This is a genomic window from Nonomuraea sp. H19 (genome assembly GCF_052068215.1).
Lineage (GTDB): Bacteria > Actinomycetota > Actinomycetes > Streptosporangiales > Streptosporangiaceae > Nonomuraea.
In genome coordinates this window covers 324,453-341,763 of sequence record NZ_JBQHCV010000010.1, presented here as the reverse complement: position 1 = coordinate 341,763, position 17,311 = coordinate 324,453, and the positions used below count along the sequence as shown (strand labels likewise).

Here is a 17,311-nt window from a genome sequence, read left to right as displayed (position 1 = left end):
CCATGGGGGGCGCATGAGAAACACCGGCACCGCCGGCGCGACGGACCTCGCCGACGCCGGCGGCGGGCCCGCCGAGGAGCCGGCCGGCATCGCCGCCGGGCCCGTCGATGGCGGGCAGCCCAGCGGCTTCCGGCTGGTGATGAATCTGGTGAACCGCTCTCCGGCGGCCCGGCGGCGGCTGCGGCGGGCCGCCGCCCTCGCGGCGTTCGGCGGCGTGGCCGGGGTGGCGGGGTTCGTGTGCGTGGCGTTCGCGGTCGGCGCGCTGTTGGCCGAAGAGCCGTCAGCCGCCGCCGTGGCCTGGTGGGCCGCGGGCGCGGCGGCGGCTTTGGTCGCGTCGTTCGCGGCCCGATGGGAGGCCGAGCGCGTCGCCCACGTCGCGAGCTACGCCCTGGAGGTGGAGCTGCGCCGGGAACTGGCCGAGGCGCTGGCCCGGATGCCGCTGGGCGAGGTGCAGCGGCTGGGCTCGGGCCGCGTGAAGAAGGTCGTGCAGGACGACGTGAAAGCCCTGCACAACGTGGTCGCCGACGCCCTGCCGTTCGTCGGCTCGGCGTTCGCGCAACCGATCGCCGCGCTGGCCGCCCTGGGCGTGGTCCAGTGGCGGCTGCTGCTCGCCGTGCTGCTGGTCGTGCCGATCGCGATGCTGTGCCTGTCGCTGATGACGCGCGACTACGCGGCGCAGCGGGCGCGCTACAACCGGGCGAACGAGGACGTCAACGCCGCCGTGGTGGAGTTCGTCCAGGGCATGCCGGTGGTGCGCACCTTCGACGACGGGCGGGCGTCGGTCGGGCGCTTCGCGACTGCGGTGCGAGCCTTCACCGAGGCCGTCGCCGCCTGGATCGCCATCTCGCGGACGTCGGGCCTCCTCACGCAGGTGTTCATCGTCCCGCTGCCGACCCTGCTGCTCGTGGCGGTCGCCGGCGTGCCGATGCTGGACGCCGGCTGGATCACCGTGACCGAACTCGTGCTCGCCCTGCTGATCGGCGCGATGCCGATCGAGGCGGTTGCGCCGCTGATGCACCTGACCACGTACGTGAACGATTCCAAGGCCGGTGCGGCGCGGATCGAGGAGATCCTGGCGATAGCGCCGCTCCCGGAGCCGGAGCACCCGCGGGCGCCGGAAGGCGGCGCCGTCTCGCTGCGCGGGGTCCGCTTCAGCTACTCCGCCGACCGGGGCAGGCCGGCCCTGGACGGGGTCGACATCGACGTCCCCGACGGTACGGTGTGCGCCCTGGTCGGCCCTTCAGGCGCGGGCAAGTCGACCGTGGCGCGGCTCATCGCCCGCTTCCACGACGTGGACGAGGGGTCCATCCGCGTCGGCGGCGTCGACGTACGCGAGATCGGCACCCCCGCGCTGCTCCGCCACGTGGCCCTGGTGTTCCAGGAGCCCTTCCTCATAGCGGGAACGGTCGCCGAGAACATCCGGCTGGCCCGCCCCGACGCCACCGACGAGCAGGTGCGCGCCGCCGCCGAGGCCGCCGCCGCGCACCACTTCATCGTGACGGAACTGCCCGACGGCTACGACAGCCAGGTGGGGGAGCGCGGCGGGCTCTTGTCCGGTGGTCAACGGCAGCGGATCACCATCGCCCGGGCGATCCTGTCCGACGCGCCCGTCGTGATCCTGGACGAGGCGACCGCTTTCGCCGACCCGGAGAACGAGGCGGTGATCCAGGACGCCCTCGCGAGGCTGATGCGCGGCCGTACCGTGCTGATCGTCGCGCATCGGCTCGCCACCATCGTCGGCGTCGACCAGATCGTGGTGATCGACGAGGGGCGGGTGGCCGAACGCGGCCGCCACGCCGACCTGGTGGCCGCCGGAGGCCGGTACGCGCGGCTGTGGGCCGGCCACGAACAGGCGGCCCGCTGGGGACTGGCGGCGACGCCGAGCATGGAGCCGAGTGTGGAGGGGGCCCGATGAGGCGGATCCTGCGTTTGATGCTCACCGCCGCGGGCCCGTACCAGGCCCAGTTCCGGACCACGCTGCGGTTCTCGGCCGCGGCCACCGTGGTCCAGGCGGCGGCGTTCGCGATGTTCATCCCGCTGCTCGCCGAGCTGTCCCGTGAGCCGGTCAGGGCGGAGCGCGCCTGGATGTGGACGGGACTGCTGGCCGTCCTGATCGCCGTGGAGACGGCGCTGCGGATCCGTGAGACGGGCTTCACCTACAGCCACTGGCATCTGGTCACCGAGGACGCCAGGCTGCGGCTGGGCGCGAAGCTGCGCGCCATGCCGCAGCAGGAGCTGGCGCGGCGCGCGGCCGGCGACCTGACCATGGTCGTCGGGCACAACGTGACGGCCGCGGCCACCGCCATCTCCTCGCTGTCGGCGCTGTTCATCAAGCTGATCACCGTCCCGGTGGTGCTCGGCGTGATCGTGCTGGCGCTGGACTGGCGGCTCGGGCTGGTCCTCGCCATCGCCACCGCGGCCGCGTTGCCGCTGGTACGCAAGGTGCAGGCGCTGTCCAACACGGGTTTCCGCGACGTCAACGAGGCCGATGCCGCCGTGTCGAACCGCATCGTGGAGTACGTCCAGGGCCTGCCGGTGTTCAAGGCCACCGGCCAGGCGGGGGCCGACTCCCCGCGCCTGGTCTCGGTGCTCGGCCACCAGCACGACGCGCAGACGGCCGCGAACCGCTCGGCCGCCGTCCCGCTGGCCGGGGCACAGCTGCTCGTCCAGATCGCGGTCGTCGCGCTGGTCGCCGTCGGGGCGTTCCTGGTGCTCGACGCGCAACTGTCGCTGCCGCTGCTGGTCGCCGTGGTGGTGACCGCGGCCAGGTTCGCCGAGCCGCTGAGCCTGGCGGCTACGATGACCCAGCTGTTCGAGATGTCCGAGGCGGCTTTGAGCAGGATGGACGATGTGCTCAAGGTGCCGCCCCTGCCCGTCGAGCCCGGCGGGGGAGAGCCCGCCTTCTTCGACCTCCGGTTCGAGGACGTGACCTTCCACTACGCCGGCCAGACCGAACCGGCCCTGACGGACGTCGGCTTCGTCGTGCCCGAGCGCAGCCTCACCGCCCTGGTCGGCCCGTCCGGCTCCGGCAAGAGCACGATCACCAAGCTGATCACACGCTACGCGGACCCCCAGTCCGGCGCCGTACGGCTCGGCGGGGTCCGCCTGACCGCCATGGAGCCCGACGAGCTGATGCGCCACATCGCCGTCGTGTTCCAGGACGTGTACCTCTTCGACGACACCATCCGCGCCAACATCGCCCTGGGCAGGCCCGACGCCTCCGACGCCGACATCGAGGCCGCCGCCCGCGCCGCCAACGCGCACGCCTTCATCGAACGGCTGCCGCACGGCTACCTGACGCGGGTCGGGGAGATCGGGTCCGCGCTGTCGGGCGGGGAGCGCCAGCGGATCTCCATCGCCCGCGCCATCCTCAAGGACGCGCCGGTCGTGCTCCTGGACGAGCCGACGGCCGCGCTCGACACCGAATCCGAGGTGGTGGTGCAGGAGGCGATCGACGAGCTGGTCAAGGGCAAGACGGTCGTCGTGATCGCGCACCGGCTGTCCACGATCGTCGGCGCCGACCAGATCCTGGTGGTGGACGGCGGGCGCATCGTCCAGCGGGGCACCCATGCCGCGCTGCTCGCCGACCCCGGAGGGAGGTACGCCCGCATGTGGGCGGCCCAGACGCGCGCCCGCGACTGGCACGTCCCCGCCGCGACCCCTGGCCTACGACCTGCGTGAGATCTCTTCCAGCCGCTTGGCTATGCCGTCGAGGCACCTCTCGACGGCATAGTCGTAGAAGCTGGCGTAGAAACCTGTCAGCCGCTCCGGGTGCTCCGCCATCTCCTGCACGAACGAGCCCATGGCCGCCAGCCCCGGCATGTCGTGATTGTCGCGCTGGTCACCGAAGGTGGCGGCCATCCGCCGCCTGGCGGCCGTGCTGTGCTCCCGGTCGTCCTCCATGGCGACGAACTGGCAGGCGACGCCCAGCATCAGGTTGTACGCCAGCACGCTCTCCTTGCCGAAGCCCGCGTCCTGCAGCAACCGGATGCCCTGGTCCATGATCGGCGCCGCCTCCTGCGTCGCGGGCCCGTACAGCGCGAGCCGGCGCGCGACACCGGGATACCGCCGCAGCACACCGCGCAACTGGCCGAGGAGCACCCGGAACCAGTCCCGCCACGGCAGGGCGCCGGACGGCACCGGCAGCATCCCGACGACCCGCTCCAGAACAGCGTTCACCACGGCGTCCCGGTCGCCGATGTGGTGGTAGATCACCGCTGGATAGGCTTCGATCGCGGAGGCGAGCTGCCGCAACGTCCAGTTCTCAAGCCCGTGTGTCGAGGTCAGCAGCAGGGCCTGGTCGACGATCTGCTCTGCGGTGACCGCGGGCAGCCCTGCGGCCCAGCGAGAGCGCGGCCGGCTGCTGCGGATCGGCGGGTTCGAGGACATGACTTGAACAGTAGTGTTCCGCGTCGGAGCATGCCCAACCGGCTCAGCCCCCACCGCCTCTCAGCCGCGGTTTGCCCGGCGAGGGCGGCTCGAGCGTCACCTTGGACGACTGGGCAGCAAACCGGTTGAAACCTGGCGGGGACATCGGCGACACTTGCTCGCTGGCGCGCCCGCCTCGGCTGATCACAGGTTGTGGGTAGCTGTCAGCGCAGGGAGGAATGGATGCCGGGCAACAGTCCCAGACGTGCCACGCTGGCCACCGTCGCCGCCTCGGCCGGGGTGTCCGTGACCACCGTGTCCAAGGTGCTCAACGGCCGCAGCGACGTCGCACCGGCCACCCGTTCGCGGGTGCAGTCCCTGCTGCTGGAACACGGCTACGTCCACCGCTCGTCACGCCGGGACCGGGCCGAGATGCCGGCCACGGTCGAGATGTGGGTGGACGATCTGTGCTCCTACTCCGCCGAGATCATCAAGGGCACGATCGAGGCCGGAGCCGAGTCGGGTGTGGCGGTCGTCGTCACCAACACGAGAGGCACGGCCGCCGGGGGCACCTCCTGGGCTCGCGACCTGGTCGCCGCCGGGCGCCGAGCGATGATCACCCTTACCAGCGGGCCGACCTCCACCCAGCTCGCCGCGCTGTCCCGGGCCGGCTTGCCGGTGGTCGTCATCGACCCGCTGAACTTGCCGGACACCCCCGTGAGCAGCGTCGGCTCCACCAACTTCGCCGGCGGCCTGGCCGCCACGCAGCATCTGCTGGCCCTCGGCCACCGCCGCATCGCCTACCTCGGAGGGCCCGCGACCGCAGTCATCAACCAGGCACGCATGCATGGCTACCGCGCCGCCATGGAAGCCGCGGGCGTGCCCGTACCTCCCGAATACGTCCGCACTGCGGGCTTCTGCTATCCCCACGGGGTGAAAGAAGGAGCTGCCCTGCTGGACCTGCACCCCGCGCCAACGGCCATCTTCGCCGCCGGTGACGGGAGCGCCCTCGGGACCATCCAGGCCGCCAGGGCCCGAGGGCTGCGCATCCCCGAAGACCTCAGCGTCGTCGGCTTCGACGACACCGAGATGGCCACCATGACCTCGCCGCAGCTCACGACCGTGCGCCAGCCGTTGCGCGAGATGGGCATCGTCGCCCTGCGAACGGCGCTGCGCCTGGCCGCCGGGGAGAAAATCGAGTCCCACCATCTCGAACTGGCCACTGAACTGGTCGTACGCGGATCGAGCCGGGCCCTTCCGACCGGGTGATGAGCCGAGCCGTCCGGAGCCCGCTCACCGGCGAGACCTGGACCTACCCGCCGGCGGCCCGGTCAGGCCACGGGGTGCGGTGCGGTGCTGGACTGGGCAGCCGCCATCAGGTGGTCGATGAGTGCCAGCAGCACATCGCGCCCTGCCGTTCGGTCGCGGGCGTCACAGAGCACCAGCGGCACCTGCGGATCGAGATCGAGCGCCCTTCGGATCTCCTCCTGTGTCCGGTCCCTGACGCCATGGAAGCAGTTGACGCCGACGACGAAGGGGATGCCGCGGCTCTCGAAGAAGTCGATCGACGCGAAGCTCACATCGAGCCGGCGGGTGTCGACCAGGACTACCGCGCCCATCGCCCCGTTGACGAGGTCGTTCCACATGAACCAGAAGCGTTCCTGCCCGGGGGTGCCGAACAGGTAAAGCACGAGTTCGCGGTTGATCGTGATGCGCCCGAAGTCCAGTGCGACGGTAGTGGTGGACTTGCCGCTCACCCCTTCCAGATCGTCGACGCCGACGCTGGCATGGGTCAGGTACTCCTCCGTACGCAGTGGGGCGACTTCGCTCACCGCGCCGACCAGGGTCGTCTTCCCGACGCCGAAACCACCGGCGATAAGGATCTTCACTGCCAGGGGAGCAGCGTCCCCGTGGTCAGAGTTTGCGTAGCCCATCCCTCACCGCCTCAAGGATTGCCATATCGGGAAAGCCGCCTGCCTGCGCGAAAGCCAGCGGAGGCCGGGCCCGCATCTGACCGATCTCGATCAGATCGCCGATGAGGATCTTGGTCACTGACACCGGGAGGTTCAGCGCGGAGGCGACTTCGGCCACCGCCAGGGGCCGATTGCACAGGGCGAAGATGGTGCGGTGCTCCGGCTGCATTCTCCTCAGGCCGCGTCTGGTTTCCGAAGAGACCTCGGAAATCGCGGTCACCAGGGTGATCAGCGTCAAGTCGTCCCGCTCGGGAGCGGTTCGTCCGCCGGTGATCGTATAGGGACGGACAAGGGGCTCGTCGGCGTCATCGTCCTCGAAGCCCTCCGTCCAGTGTTTCATCCGTGTCTCCCCGCGTCATCGTGCTGCGGGGGACGCGCGTCGGCGCCCAGCTTCTGGCCGACCTGCTGGATCAGGGTGTGCATCGCGACGCTCATCAGTTCGGCGTCGACCTCCTGGGACGCGACTACGGCCAGATGGGTGCCCCGGCCCGCGGCTGTGACGAACAGCCACAGGTCGGCCATCTCGATGATGACCTGGTGGACCGGCCCGCCGCTGAAGAGCTGCCCGACACCGCGAGCCAGGCTCTGCTGGCCGGTCGCGATCGCGGCGAGGCGTTCGGCATTCGCGCGTTCGATGGTCCGGGACCGGCTGATCACCAGGCCGTCGTCGGACAGCACGATGGCGTGCCGGGTGCCCGCGACCTGATCGACCAGGCCGTCCAGGAGCCAGTCCAGGTCGATGTTGGTGGCGGTGGTGCGCTGCGTCATCTTCGATCTTCCGTCGTAGGGGAACTGGGCTCGGGGGATCCGCTCGGCCGGGGCTGGGAGGCGTCGTCACCGGTCCGGCGCCGGCGAGACTGCCTCTGGAAGGCACCGATCGTGGCACTGGATCGGCTGGGCTGGTCGCGTACGACCCAGGTCTCCGGGTCGGTCCGGTCATCCCTGTCCGCCGGGACTTTGAGCTCGTCGGCCAGGCTGGCCTGGCGCACCCGCTGGGGCAGCGGCGGGCGGTCGGACGGTGGCGGTGCGTCGTCCCGATCCGGCGATCCGGCGGGTGCCGTCATGTACGCCATCGCGCGTCCTCTGGAGCGAGTCGGCAACTGACCGTCGTTGTGAGGCGGGCGGGGACCGGCCGTATCTTCCTGCCGGTGGGGTTGTGAACCGGGGGCGTCGTGGGGGACCTCCTCGGGGAGCGCGGCCGGCCTGGGTACCGTATGGGGGCGGTCCACCACCAGCGGTTTCGGGAGCAGCACGATGACCCGGGTGCCGCCGAAGGCCGACGACCGCAGTTCCACCTGGAGGCCCAGGCTCGCGGAGAGCCGAGCGACCACGTACAGGCCGAGACGCACATCGTCGGCGTGGGTCATCACATCGAGCTGCGGCGGCGACTGCAGCAGGGCGTTGGCGGCGGCGTACTGCTCGGGCTCCATGCCCAGGCCGCGGTCCTCGATCTCCACGGCGATGCCCCGGCTGACCGGTGCGGCCCGCACCTCGACGGGGGTCAGCGGCTTGGAGAAGGTGGTGGCGTTCTCCATGAGCTCCGCCAGGACATGGACCAGCGGTCCCACCGCGCGCTCGGCTATCCAGGGTTCGCCCTCGACGTCGATCGAGATCCGGCGGTAGTCCTGGACCTCGCCTTGCGCGGCGCGCAGGACATCGAGCAGGTGTACTGGCTTGCGCCAGCGGCGCTGCGGCTGCCCGCCGCCGAGGATCACCAGGTTCTCCTCGTAGCGACGCAGGCGGGCGGTGAGGTGGTCCAGGTCGAACAGGCCCTCCAGCACCTCGGGGTCCTCGTGCTGACGCTCCAGTTCGTCCAGCTTCTTCAGCTGGAGGCCGATGAGGATCTGCGTACGGCGGGCGATGCGCTGGAGCATGCGCTGGAAGCCACGGTGTTGCTCGGCCTGCCGCACGGCGGTGAGGACAGCGCTGCGGCTGGCCATATTGAGGGCCTGCCCGAGCTCGCCGAGCTCGTCGGGGGTGGGCTCGACCCTGTGCACTTCCGCGTCGACGTCGACGTCCTCGCCGCGCTCCAGCCGGGCGACCACGTTGGGCAGCCGCTCCTGGAGTTGCTGGGCCTCCCGGCGCAGGTGGAGGATGCGCCGGCGAAGAATGGCGGTGAGGCGCCAGCTGGTGAAGATCACCAGGCCCAAGGCGAGCAGGCCCACGGTGGAGACACTGATGAAGACCGTGCGGAGCATGTTGGCGTGGCCGTAGCCGATCTTGCCGACATTCTCGAATCGGAGGCTGAGGAGTTTCAGCACTTGCGCGGTGACCGCGTCCACCGAGGAGCGCCACTCGGAGCTGTCGTCGCGCAGTGTCACCTGGTTGCCCTCGGAGCTGCTCCCGGAGGTGATGATCCGCCCCTCCAGAGCGGTCATGGTCTCCCACGCCTTGCCGGCCGTCAGCTTTCCGTACTGGGTCTCGTTGCCTGTGAGGCCAGGAACCACCCGGGACTGCATGAGGTGCTTCCTGGTGCCGATGGCGTCGGCGACCAGGCCGTACTCGTCCCTCGTCAGGCGCCCCTTCTCCCAGCCGCGAGCCAGAACGGCGTCTTCGCGGCCGATCATGTCGAGGACCCAGAAAAGGTCGACCAGTGTCTGCGCCTGACTGTTCACCTGACCCTCGTCGGTGTTGCTGAGGGCGGTCAAGACGCTGAGGTCCGACTCGAGGAGGCGGCTGTAGTAGTCGAACGCGTACTGCGCGCTGGACCAGCCGGCGTCCACCGCCTGGCGCTGCTGATCGAGGAGGGCGAGGCTGCGTTCGGTCCCGGCGATGGCGTCGGTGAGCCCCTCCTGTCCGTTGGCGGCGTCCAGGGCTGCCAGGGGACGGAAGGCGCTCACGGCCTGGTCGGTCGCCGCGCGCTGCTTGGCAAGCTTGTCGCGGGCGGCGCTGCTCTGGCCGGCCTGCACCTCCGCGGTGAGCCGTCGCTCCCGATCGAGGCTGAAGAACAGGTCGGCCGCAGGTCTGCCGACGGTTTTGGTGGCCAGATCCATCTGGGCCCGCTCCGCCTGCCACTGGGTGGACAGTTGGTACATGCCCGACGCCAACAGGGGGGTGAAGGTCAGGCTCGGCACGAACACGACAATGAGCAGCACGGTACGCAACGGCAGCCGGCGGGCACCGGCCGTTCGCCGCTGCCCGCCGCTGGTCGACCCCGCTAACCCGGCGCCCATGGTCCCTGTCCGTCGTCGCCCGCCCCTGCCCAATCTAGCCACGTGCAGGACACTCTCCTCCGCCGATCGGTCAGTCCATGACGAAAATCGCCGACGTCGGCGATTGGTGCCCGATAGTAGCCATACGACACACGAGTCGAAAGCCCCCGCTCCCGCCCATCCCGTTTGCGGGGCGCCTTCCACGTCGCGGTCCAACGCGGCCCCGTCTCGCCGACGCTTGGCCTACGTGGAAGGCACGACAGTCGCCGACGGCATCCCCTTCGCCTTCGACGATGGGAAGCGCGCGATCGAGCCCGGGGCGCCCGATGGGAGGGCCTGGCCTATTCCCAGGAGGCCGCAGCCACCGGGCTCGCGCACGCCGAAGCGCTCGGCCTGGCTACGGTGGCCACGTCCGGCCGGTGACCGGGTTGCGGACGTTCATGGGCGGCCGTTGGCGGCGCACCAGCCAGCCCAGGTGGTGGCGCCCTTGCCGAGCTGCTTGTTGTAGAAGGACGTCCAGGAGTTCTCGCTCGGCCCCGGCGCGGTGGGAGCGGCCGTGAACAGCGGGTGGTTCGCCTCGACCTCGGCCCGCAGCCACGGCTCGATGCCGGCGTAGGAGCTCAGCGACCAGCTGCGGGCGTGGTAGGTGAGCTGGCCGCGCACGTCGCTCTCCGCCAGGCACATGAACGGCGCCCACGGGCTGGTCCGTGCCCAGCTGATCTTCGTCTTCATCGCGCCGACCGGGACGCCCGGCCCGGTGCGGGTCGCCACCTCGCGGTCGTCGACGGAGAAGTCGAACATCTCCTGCGCGGCGTACACGCCGCCCGTGAGGCCGAACCCCTCGCCGAGCGTGGTGCCGAAGTTCGAGCGCACGGGGATGTCGCTGGTCCACACGGTCTCGTCGTGCAACTGCTGCAGCGGCGGGCCCGTGAAGGAGGAGGTGATGGTGAACGGGCCGAAGTTCACCGAGTCGTTGTTGATGGGGACGACCGGGTAGGTCTTGCCGTCGATCGGGTTCTTCCACTCGCGCAGGACGCGCTGCGGGTCCGCGGGGTCGGTGTAGAAGACGATCTCTCTGGAGAGCTGATAGAGCTGGTTCGTGTCGGGGACCCGGTAGAGCCGCCGGATGTTGTAGCCCTCGATGTTGAAGAGTTTCTGGCCGTGCCGCATCGCCGGGTCCAGGCTGTTGCCTTCGATGTTGGCGTACACCGAGCCGGAGATCCGGAACACCATGTCCTTCCCGTCCGGACGCCCGAACGTCTGGAGGGAGAGCTTGCCGCTCTTGTCGGTGACCGTCGCGTAGACCGGACCGGGATGCGTGGGGCTGGCGGATATGTCGTCCGCCGCCGCGCCCGGAATGCCGACGCCGATGAATAGGACAATAGGGGCTAACAACCCCGCAATGCCTCGTTTGACCACTTATGCCCTCCGTGGGGACAGGAAGCGAACAGCCTCGCATTGTGATCATATCGGGGCGAAAGGATTGTCCAGCCCGCCGATCAGCCGCCCGGCCAGGGCGGCGGCGTCGGGTTCTGGCCGTGGAGCAGCTGCGTCATCCGGTGCTCGATGAGCGGTGTGTGCCGCCGATGGAGCACAGCCCGGATCGTCAGTGCAATGAGCCCAGCCGGTCGTGCGGTGGCAACGTTGTTACCGATTCAGGCGGACCGGGCAGGGTGGTCGCGTCCTGGGCCGGGCGTTCATCCTGGGGTTCGCGTGTTCTGTTCCCCGGTCCCGGTGGTTCCCTCGTCTGGCCTGGTGGGGTGGGCTGAGGGGGCGCTTCCGCGGACGCGCTAGGCGGTGATTCCGCCTTTTCGGTGTTGGCGGGCCGGGAAGTGGGTTTGGTCGGTCTGGGGTGGTGAGATACCGGGCCCGTGGTCGCCGGCACGTTTCGTGGCGGTGACGTGCGGGCGGCGGCGGGCGGTGTGGTGTGCGCACGTGGGGTGGGCGTCGGTTGCGAGGCGCTTGCCGGGGTGACGGCGGGGCGTGGGCCTGAGGTGGTGGCGGCCCGTGAGGTGACGGGGCGGGGACTGAGGGCGGCCCCGGGAGGCGTCGTGGTGTCGCTTTCCGGGGTGGGCAGGGCATCCAGCGTGGGGGAACTGGACGGGATGCCCACCAGCAGGGCTGCGAGGACCAACTGGAGGAGGCCCGCCAGCACCGTGGAGATCTTCAACGCCTCTCCGCGGCGGCGCCGCTGCGCCCGGGGCGCATCGTCGTGCCTGGTCGTCACGGCGCGAGAGTCCCTGCCTCTGCCATGCGATGTCCTCCTGGGGTGTGGGGGCGAGCAAACCTTCTCGATCTACACATGGATGGCGACCGCGGTCAAGAGTCTGCACAGGTCGATTTACCAGTCGCTCACGGTTACGCCACATTGTCGGCGTGATCGTCGCAATGGCGCTGACCGCCTCGCTGACCGCCTCTGCGCAGGCCGTCACCGCGGTACCGGGCGAGCCGCCTGATCTCCCGCACGGGGCCCTGGCCGGCCGGCAGGCGTTCCCGTTTCGGCACGGTGTACAAGCCGGAGGACAAGCGGCTGCGGCCGAGATCTCCGCCCGCCCGCTGCATTACCGGGACGGCAAGGGCGAGTGGCAGCCGATAGGCACGAGCGTGTTCATCCCTCCCATCCGCCCCGTCGCGTGGGCGGCCAAACAGATCGCGACTTTCCAATACGTATCCGGCAACCGCCTCCTGTCCTCGGCTGTCCCTTCCGGATGAGGTTGGCGGGAGGGACACGTGCTGGCCTGCGGCCTGTCATGTTGATCCGAACGGTTTCGGCTGAAGGTTATTCAGGTCTTGTTGTCGGTGAACCGCGTGCGCACGGCTGGCGGGTCCGCTCAGGTGAGGAGTTTCGCGAGCTGGGCCATCTCGGTTGGTGGGTCGATCACCGGCTGGATGAGCAGTTCGTCGATGCCGGCCTGTTCCAGGGTGGTGATGCGGGCGCGGAGGTCGTTGCGGGTGCCGACCAAGGCCAGGGTGTTCATCAGTGAGGGCAGGATCAGGTCCCGGTCCTCCGGCGCGATGCGTTTGAGGTAGTTGGGGTAGAGCTTGGTGTGCCGGTCGGGTGCGGTGGCGGTGGTGCCGCGCCGGTCGAGGAGTCGCCGCACCGCCTCGCGTTCCTCGGGGCCGAGTTGCTCGGCGAAAGCGCGTGCGTCGGCGGCGGTGTCGGCGGCGAAGGCCAGCAGCGACAGGACGATGTGGCCAGTTGCGTCCCGGGCCGCGTCGCCGCGGGGATCCTCGTCCTCGTCGAGTATGTGCAGCGCGGTGACCACGTAGGAGTCCATGCGGGAGTCGGGGTCGCGTGGCGTGTCGTGGGCGGCGTGGCGGCGGGCGTCATGAAGTGCTTGCCAGGCGGTGGGGTCCAGCAGGCCGAAGGAAATCAGGCCGGTGCCGCGGCGGCCGGCGACGGCGGCGGCCTTCGGTCCTAGCAGCGCGGCCACGACGAACTCGATCGGGTCGGCCGTGTTCGCGTGCGCCCCGGTGTGCAGGAATCGGACGTTGCGGACTCGGTCACCTTCGCGGTACTCGATGGTGCGTCCGGCGCACAGGTTCTGCAGTGCGGTGGTGAAGTTCTCCATCGTGGCTGCTGTGGTCGGCCGCATGCCCAGTGTGCGCCGGGCCGTGTTTCCGGTGCCGATCCCGCAGATGATCCGGCCTGGCGCCAGGGCGTTGAGGCTGGCGAACGCGCTCGCGGCGGCCGGGGCCGAGCGCAGCGCCGGTGAGGTCACGCCGATGCCGAGCCTGATGCGGCTGGTGGCCTTCGCACACAGTCCCAGGGCGACGAAGGGGTCGCCGTGGACCATCGGGGTGTCGTTGAGCCAGAAACTGTGCAGGCCCAACTCCTCGGCCTGTACAGCGAGGTCCTCCACACCGGGGTGTGCGGTGACCACGACGCCTGCACGCATCAAAACCTCCAAGGCGCAAAGAATCGAACGTACTCAGCCTGACACCAGGCGGTGGATCGAGCACGTCGAGGGCGACAGGATTGCTCACTAGGAGCTTCCCCCTCCATCGATCTGGTATGAGGAATATGAGCCGCGACGCCGCCATCGGCCTGGAGTTCAAACAGGAAATCGACTTCGCGGAAATCCTCGATCGGCTCGTCCGAGCGGGTTGGGAATCCGGGCCGGCCCGAGCTGAGCGCCGGCCCACGGCCCCTCACGGGCGGGGCCAGGGCGTCTCTCAAGGAGCTCGATGTCGGGACTTGAACCGCCGTCGCGGACAACAGCGACCACATCGACGCCGGGGGGAAGGACTTCACCCACATCTACGACGCCAACGGCTACCTCACCACGATCAAGGACAAGTTTCCACCGCCAAGATCGGCCTGTGGAACATCTCCTGCACCAACCTCAACCAGATCGAGCAGATCCTGGAGAAGATCGACCAGGACGGCACCTGGACGGTCAAGCACACCGCTGGTTACCGCTACAACGAATACAGGCGTTGGCGCAGCCGTTTGGGGCCGTAGCGGCTGGCGTCGGTGCCGTGCAGGGTCGATGGGGATGAGCGTGCCGTCCAGCACCAGGTAGGGATAGCCGGCGCCCTTTGCCGCGCGTAGGGCCGCATCCAGGCGAGGTGAACGGTGGGCGAGCGGGGCGATAGCCTCGCGGATGTAGCGCCAGGCGGTCGTGATGCCGACGCCGAAGCCGGCGGCGACCTCTGCCAGAGTTTACGTTTGCGCAGGTGGACAGGTACGAGCATGGCCTGCTGGCCTGGGTTGAGGCGGCGCCATGGGGAACCGATCGTCTTGAGGTGCCGGCGCAGGATGCCGGAAAGGTAGGACAGCGTTCGAGGTGACAACGGCAGCGTGGCACCATAGAACAGCACCCGGGGCTCCTGGTCGTGACGGTGAGAATTGTGGTGATCAACCCGTCTACAAGGGGCTCTTCTACTTGTCGATCAAGCCACCCCGTCCGGCATGCCCGCGACCTGCGGCTTCAGGCTGGAAACCCTCACTGATCGCTGCGGGTAGCCGTCGGACGAAATCGGCCAAGATCTCAATTCCGTGCACTTTAAGTTGGAACGCGCATGGAACACTTACGGCCTGAGGCCGGATCCGTCGGCGTGTTCTACTCGAGGATCGTCGGATCTGGAAGGGTAGACGGCTGGTGACCATCCCGAAAGACAGCAGTTCCTCAGCCGATATGGTGGATTCCCTTGTGACAGGAGTTGTCACCAAGCGGCACGCTCAGTCCATCGCGGCCGAATATCCCGAGGCGATGGAATCCATTGCCGCCTGGATCCGGGAAGCGGCTCGTGCACGCAACTGGCGCAGAGTAGAGCGGCTCGCCAACCTGGCCGCCCCTCTGCAGGCACCAAGGCTTGGCGAGGTTCTTCGGGAGATCCTTGGTGCGGATGTCCCTGGACTCAACAACGAAGACCTCGTCGAAATCCTGGGTGAGATCCAGGCGACGGACGCGGTCGTGTGTCTCTTCCGGGTGGCCGAACGTTCGGTGCAGGCGGATGCCCCCGCGTACTGGCTGTGCCAGAAGGTGATCTTTTCGTTGGGCGCGATCGGGACGGTGGAGGCGCTCGGCCGCATTCGCGAGATGACGGCGCCGTCATGGCCTGACGTTGTCCGATGGCAGGCCGCAGTCGACTGGAGATAGAAGAGGAACCTGCTCACCCAGAGGAGCGAGGCGATGTTGACAGCTACCATGCCGATCATGGACAAACTGGATCCCCGTCGCACCGCGTTGCTCCTTATCGACTTGATTACTCGCATCGTCGAGCAGCCCACGGCACCACATTCCGGACCTGCTGTGGTCGCCCGCTCCCTCGCCCTGGCCGACGCAATGCGAAAGGCGGGCGGTCTTGTCGTCTCCGTGCGGGTCGAACGGCCAGGCGTTGCGGAGCAGCCACCGGGCAGTGAGCTGGTGGAAGGGATCCTCGGCGACCTGGAGATCGTGAAGCGCACGTGGGGCGCGTTCCACAACACCGGGCTGGAGGAGGCGTTGCGTAAGCACGCCATCGACACCCTGATCATCACCGGGATCGCCACGAACTTCGGCGTCGAGCAGACCGCACGTTTCGCCGACGAGTTCGGCTTCAAGGTGATCTTGCCCGAGGACGCGGTCACCGCATTCGACGCGCGCGCCCATGAGTTCGCCTTCGACTACATCTTCCCGCGTATCGCTACTGTCTGCACGACCGACGAGGTCGTGACAGCGCTGGACTGAGATCAGTACAGACTCGAGGTTGATTCAGAGGGCACTGTGGGCCCAGATCCCATGACTCGGATCAACCACTCTCCGAGGGGTCCTGCTCGGTTATCTCCCAGTGGAGTTGGAGGGCGTTGCGGCAGCCCTCGGAACCGAACTGAACACCGGGCAGTACGCCACCGGCGTCACCATCGGCGACGCTCAGCTGGCCGACCTACCCATCACCAGCCACTACTGGCACAGTGACTGGAACTACACGCTGTTACCAGCATGACCGACACCCACCACCCAGACCACCACTGAGGGCACCGCCACGGCGCCACCACGTGACCGAGACGACCACGCCTGGCTGATGCACCCCACCCCGACCGGCCTGCCGCAACGCGGCGCGTCGCATCTCGGCTGAACCCGTAACACGCCGTTCGTGATCGCATTGCGATCTACGTCTCGGCCCACAATCATGATCTTGGAACGGTCGTGCCCAGAGGAGTCAGTCATTTCGGCGTTGATGGCGTGGGCTGCCACCGGCGCCCGCGCCGTGGACGGCACCGAAGTCCATCTGATCGAGATCACCGCAGACCAGGTCACCGATGGCAACTGGTCGGACCCTGCCACTTCTGCACTGCTGCGGGAGTCGGACGCCATCGTCTTCGGTGCGCCCACCTGTCCGCAGTCTTCAAATTTACGCGAATCGCCACTGGCATACCGCCGCTATACCGCTGCTCGCTAGCGTCATCGCTCCCACGGCAACGGCGATGCTGTGAGATTCGGAAGGCTTCGAGAGCGTCACGGTCGCGATCGCGGTGACCGTGTCCGCATCGTTCATCGGTTTGGCCTTGGCGATGAAGCCTCCAGCTGTGCAGGACGCGACCGTCTCGCTCGGGCGGTACGCGCCGGTCGATCTTCGTGCCGACGTTGCAGATCACGCACGATGCGTGCCAGGCGGATGTGCACCCCGGCCGGCAGGCGGTCCAGGACGTACTAACGCGATCAGCAGGCCGGACCCCTTGGTGGTGTCGTACGAGACCACCTTTGCCGATGCCTGCCGAAAGACGTAGGCCGCCTTCGCAACAGCAGGACCGGAGTCTCGCCGATTCAGGCCACAAACCCCGGTCGACACAAAGAAGCCGAACATCGGCTATGTGCCGTCACCAAGCGGCACGCTCAGTCCATCGCGGCCGAATATCCCGAGGCGATGGAATCCATTGCCGCCTGGATCCGGGAAGCGGCTCGTGCACGCAACTGGCGCAGAGTAGAGCGGCTCGCCAACCTGGCCGCCCCTCTGCAGGCACCAAGGCTTGGCGAGGTTCTTCGGGAGATCCTTGGTGCGGATGTCCCTGGACTCAACAACGAAGACCTCGTCGAAATCCTGGGTGAGATCCAGGCGACGGACGCGGTCGTGTGTCTCTTCCGGGTGGCCGAACGTTCGGTGCAGGCGGATGCCCCCGCGTACTGGCTGTGCCAGAAGGTGATCTTTTCGTTGGGCGCGATCGGGACGGTGGAGGCGCTCGGCCGCATTCGCGAGATGACCGCGCCGTCATGGCCTGACGTCGTCCGATGGCACGCCGCAGTCGAACTCGAGACAGAGGAGGAACTCGGCTTTGACGAGGATCGAATGCTGGGATAACACGAGTATCCCGCCCAGAGTGCCTCGCACCGT

The 17,311-nt window shown here is 68.7% G+C and carries 17 protein-coding genes; 10 read left to right on the top strand and 7 right to left on the bottom strand.

Annotated elements, in window-relative coordinates; genetic code table 11:
- The first annotated feature begins 13 nt into the window (after positions 1 to 13).
- Positions 14 to 1,915 (top strand): ABC transporter ATP-binding protein, encoded by a 1,902-nt coding sequence (locus ACTMTI_RS24240; protein ID WP_441122782.1) that lies wholly within the window; start codon positions 14 to 16, stop codon positions 1,913 to 1,915.
- Positions 1,912 to 3,681 carry an ABC transporter ATP-binding protein gene (locus ACTMTI_RS24235; protein WP_441122781.1) on the top strand — a complete coding sequence of 590 codons (1,770 nt, stop codon included), beginning with the start codon at positions 1,912 to 1,914 and terminating at the stop codon, positions 3,679 to 3,681. Before ACTMTI_RS24240 ends, ACTMTI_RS24235 begins: the two co-directional genes overlap by 4 nt.
- Here the strand turns inward: ACTMTI_RS24235 and ACTMTI_RS24230 are convergent.
- The gene (locus tag ACTMTI_RS24230) at positions 3,667 to 4,389 is read right to left on the bottom strand and encodes a TetR/AcrR family transcriptional regulator (RefSeq protein ID WP_441122780.1); all 723 of its coding nucleotides are present in this window, start codon (positions 4,387 to 4,389) and stop codon (positions 3,667 to 3,669) included. The two genes, ACTMTI_RS24235 and ACTMTI_RS24230, sit on opposite strands and share 15 nt — an antisense overlap.
- 222 nt (positions 4,390 to 4,611) lie before the next feature.
- Between ACTMTI_RS24230 and ACTMTI_RS24225 the strand changes: the two genes are divergently transcribed.
- A complete protein-coding gene (locus tag ACTMTI_RS24225; RefSeq protein WP_441122779.1) occupies positions 4,612 to 5,637 on the top strand; it encodes a LacI family DNA-binding transcriptional regulator in 1,026 nt (341 codons plus the stop codon).
- Between the two features lie 62 nt (positions 5,638 to 5,699).
- Here the strand turns inward: ACTMTI_RS24225 and ACTMTI_RS24220 are convergent, their stop codons facing one another.
- The 5 genes from ACTMTI_RS24220 to ACTMTI_RS24200 form a co-directional block, all read right to left on the bottom strand.
- Complete coding sequence (locus tag ACTMTI_RS24220) at positions 5,700 to 6,302, bottom strand: GTP-binding protein (protein ID WP_441122778.1); 603 nt, start codon at positions 6,300 to 6,302, stop codon at positions 5,700 to 5,702.
- Entirely contained in the window at positions 6,283 to 6,681 is a 399-nt protein-coding gene (locus ACTMTI_RS24215) for a DUF742 domain-containing protein (RefSeq protein ID WP_441122777.1), read from the bottom strand. Before ACTMTI_RS24215 ends, ACTMTI_RS24220 begins: the two co-directional genes overlap by 20 nt.
- Complete coding sequence (locus ACTMTI_RS24210; protein WP_441122776.1) at positions 6,678 to 7,109, bottom strand: roadblock/LC7 domain-containing protein; 432 nt, start codon at positions 7,107 to 7,109, stop codon at positions 6,678 to 6,680. Before ACTMTI_RS24210 ends, ACTMTI_RS24215 begins: the two co-directional genes overlap by 4 nt.
- The gene (locus ACTMTI_RS24205; protein WP_441122775.1) at positions 7,106 to 9,514 is read right to left on the bottom strand and encodes a sensor histidine kinase; all 2,409 of its coding nucleotides are present in this window, start codon (positions 9,512 to 9,514) and stop codon (positions 7,106 to 7,108) included. The genes ACTMTI_RS24210 and ACTMTI_RS24205 overlap by 4 nt, the downstream gene beginning before the upstream one ends.
- Before the next feature lie 417 nt (positions 9,515 to 9,931).
- The gene (locus tag ACTMTI_RS24200; protein WP_441122774.1) at positions 9,932 to 10,888 is read right to left on the bottom strand and encodes a DUF1838 family protein; all 957 of its coding nucleotides are present in this window, start codon (positions 10,886 to 10,888) and stop codon (positions 9,932 to 9,934) included.
- Positions 10,889 to 11,869: 981 nt separating this feature from the next.
- Here ACTMTI_RS24200 and ACTMTI_RS24195 point away from each other — a divergent pair.
- Positions 11,870 to 12,205 (top strand): hypothetical protein, encoded by a 336-nt coding sequence (locus ACTMTI_RS24195; RefSeq protein WP_441122773.1) that lies wholly within the window; start codon positions 11,870 to 11,872, stop codon positions 12,203 to 12,205.
- Between the two features lie 119 nt (positions 12,206 to 12,324).
- Here ACTMTI_RS24195 and ACTMTI_RS24190 read toward each other — a convergent pair whose 3' ends face one another.
- Positions 12,325 to 13,392: an LLM class flavin-dependent oxidoreductase gene (locus tag ACTMTI_RS24190; protein WP_441122772.1), complete on the bottom strand. Its 1,068-nt coding sequence runs from the start codon at positions 13,390 to 13,392 to the stop codon at positions 12,325 to 12,327.
- A gap of 125 nt (positions 13,393 to 13,517) precedes the next feature.
- Here ACTMTI_RS24190 and ACTMTI_RS24185 point away from each other — a divergent pair, with 125 nt between their 5' ends.
- From ACTMTI_RS24185 to ACTMTI_RS24160, 6 genes are all read left to right on the top strand, one after another.
- Positions 13,518 to 13,958, top strand: coding sequence for a hypothetical protein (locus ACTMTI_RS24185; RefSeq protein ID WP_441122771.1), 441 nt, complete (start codon positions 13,518 to 13,520; stop codon positions 13,956 to 13,958).
- Positions 13,959 to 14,598: 640 nt separating this feature from the next.
- On the top strand, positions 14,599 to 15,099 hold the full coding sequence (locus ACTMTI_RS24180; protein WP_441122770.1) for a hypothetical protein: 501 nt from the start codon (positions 14,599 to 14,601) through the stop codon (positions 15,097 to 15,099).
- Between the two features lie 48 nt (positions 15,100 to 15,147).
- Complete coding sequence (locus tag ACTMTI_RS24175; RefSeq protein WP_441122769.1) at positions 15,148 to 15,669, top strand: isochorismatase family protein; 522 nt, start codon at positions 15,148 to 15,150, stop codon at positions 15,667 to 15,669.
- Positions 15,670 to 15,775: 106 nt separating this feature from the next.
- Positions 15,776 to 15,925 carry a hypothetical protein gene (locus tag ACTMTI_RS24170; RefSeq protein WP_441122768.1) on the top strand — a complete coding sequence of 50 codons (150 nt, stop codon included), beginning with the start codon at positions 15,776 to 15,778 and terminating at the stop codon, positions 15,923 to 15,925.
- Positions 15,926 to 16,117: 192 nt separating this feature from the next.
- Entirely contained in the window at positions 16,118 to 16,381 is a 264-nt protein-coding gene (locus tag ACTMTI_RS24165; RefSeq protein ID WP_441122767.1) for a hypothetical protein, read from the top strand.
- 465 nt (positions 16,382 to 16,846) lie between these two features.
- Positions 16,847 to 17,278, top strand: a complete 432-nt coding sequence (locus tag ACTMTI_RS24160; protein ID WP_441122766.1) for a hypothetical protein — start codon at positions 16,847 to 16,849, stop codon at positions 17,276 to 17,278.
- The last annotated feature ends 33 nt before the right edge of the window (positions 17,279 to 17,311 follow it).

Excerpts from the sequence above, each read along its gene's own strand:
- ACTMTI_RS24205 (WP_441122775.1), bottom strand. The coding sequence starts at position 9,514 with ATGGGCGCCGGGTTAGCGGGGTCGACCAGCGGCGGGCAGCGGCGAACG.
- ACTMTI_RS24190 (WP_441122772.1), bottom strand. The coding sequence starts at position 13,392 with ATGCGTGCAGGCGTCGTGGTCACCGCACACCCCGGTGTGGAGGACCTC.
- ACTMTI_RS24160 (WP_441122766.1), top strand. The coding sequence starts at position 16,847 with ATGGAATCCATTGCCGCCTGGATCCGGGAAGCGGCTCGTGCACGCAAC.
- ACTMTI_RS24235 (WP_441122781.1), top strand. The coding sequence starts at position 1,912 with ATGAGGCGGATCCTGCGTTTGATGCTCACCGCCGCGGGCCCGTACCAG.
- ACTMTI_RS24210 (WP_441122776.1), bottom strand. The coding sequence starts at position 7,109 with ATGACGCAGCGCACCACCGCCACCAACATCGACCTGGACTGGCTCCTG.
- ACTMTI_RS24225 (WP_441122779.1), top strand. The coding sequence starts at position 4,612 with ATGCCGGGCAACAGTCCCAGACGTGCCACGCTGGCCACCGTCGCCGCC.
- ACTMTI_RS24240 (WP_441122782.1), top strand. The coding sequence starts at position 14 with ATGAGAAACACCGGCACCGCCGGCGCGACGGACCTCGCCGACGCCGGC.
- ACTMTI_RS24185 (WP_441122771.1), top strand. The coding sequence starts at position 13,518 with ATGAGCCGCGACGCCGCCATCGGCCTGGAGTTCAAACAGGAAATCGAC.
- ACTMTI_RS24220 (WP_441122778.1), bottom strand. The coding sequence starts at position 6,302 with ATGGGCTACGCAAACTCTGACCACGGGGACGCTGCTCCCCTGGCAGTG.
- ACTMTI_RS24215 (WP_441122777.1), bottom strand. The coding sequence starts at position 6,681 with ATGAAACACTGGACGGAGGGCTTCGAGGACGATGACGCCGACGAGCCC.
- ACTMTI_RS24175 (WP_441122769.1), top strand. The coding sequence starts at position 15,148 with ATGCCGATCATGGACAAACTGGATCCCCGTCGCACCGCGTTGCTCCTT.
- ACTMTI_RS24230 (WP_441122780.1), bottom strand. The coding sequence starts at position 4,389 with ATGTCCTCGAACCCGCCGATCCGCAGCAGCCGGCCGCGCTCTCGCTGG.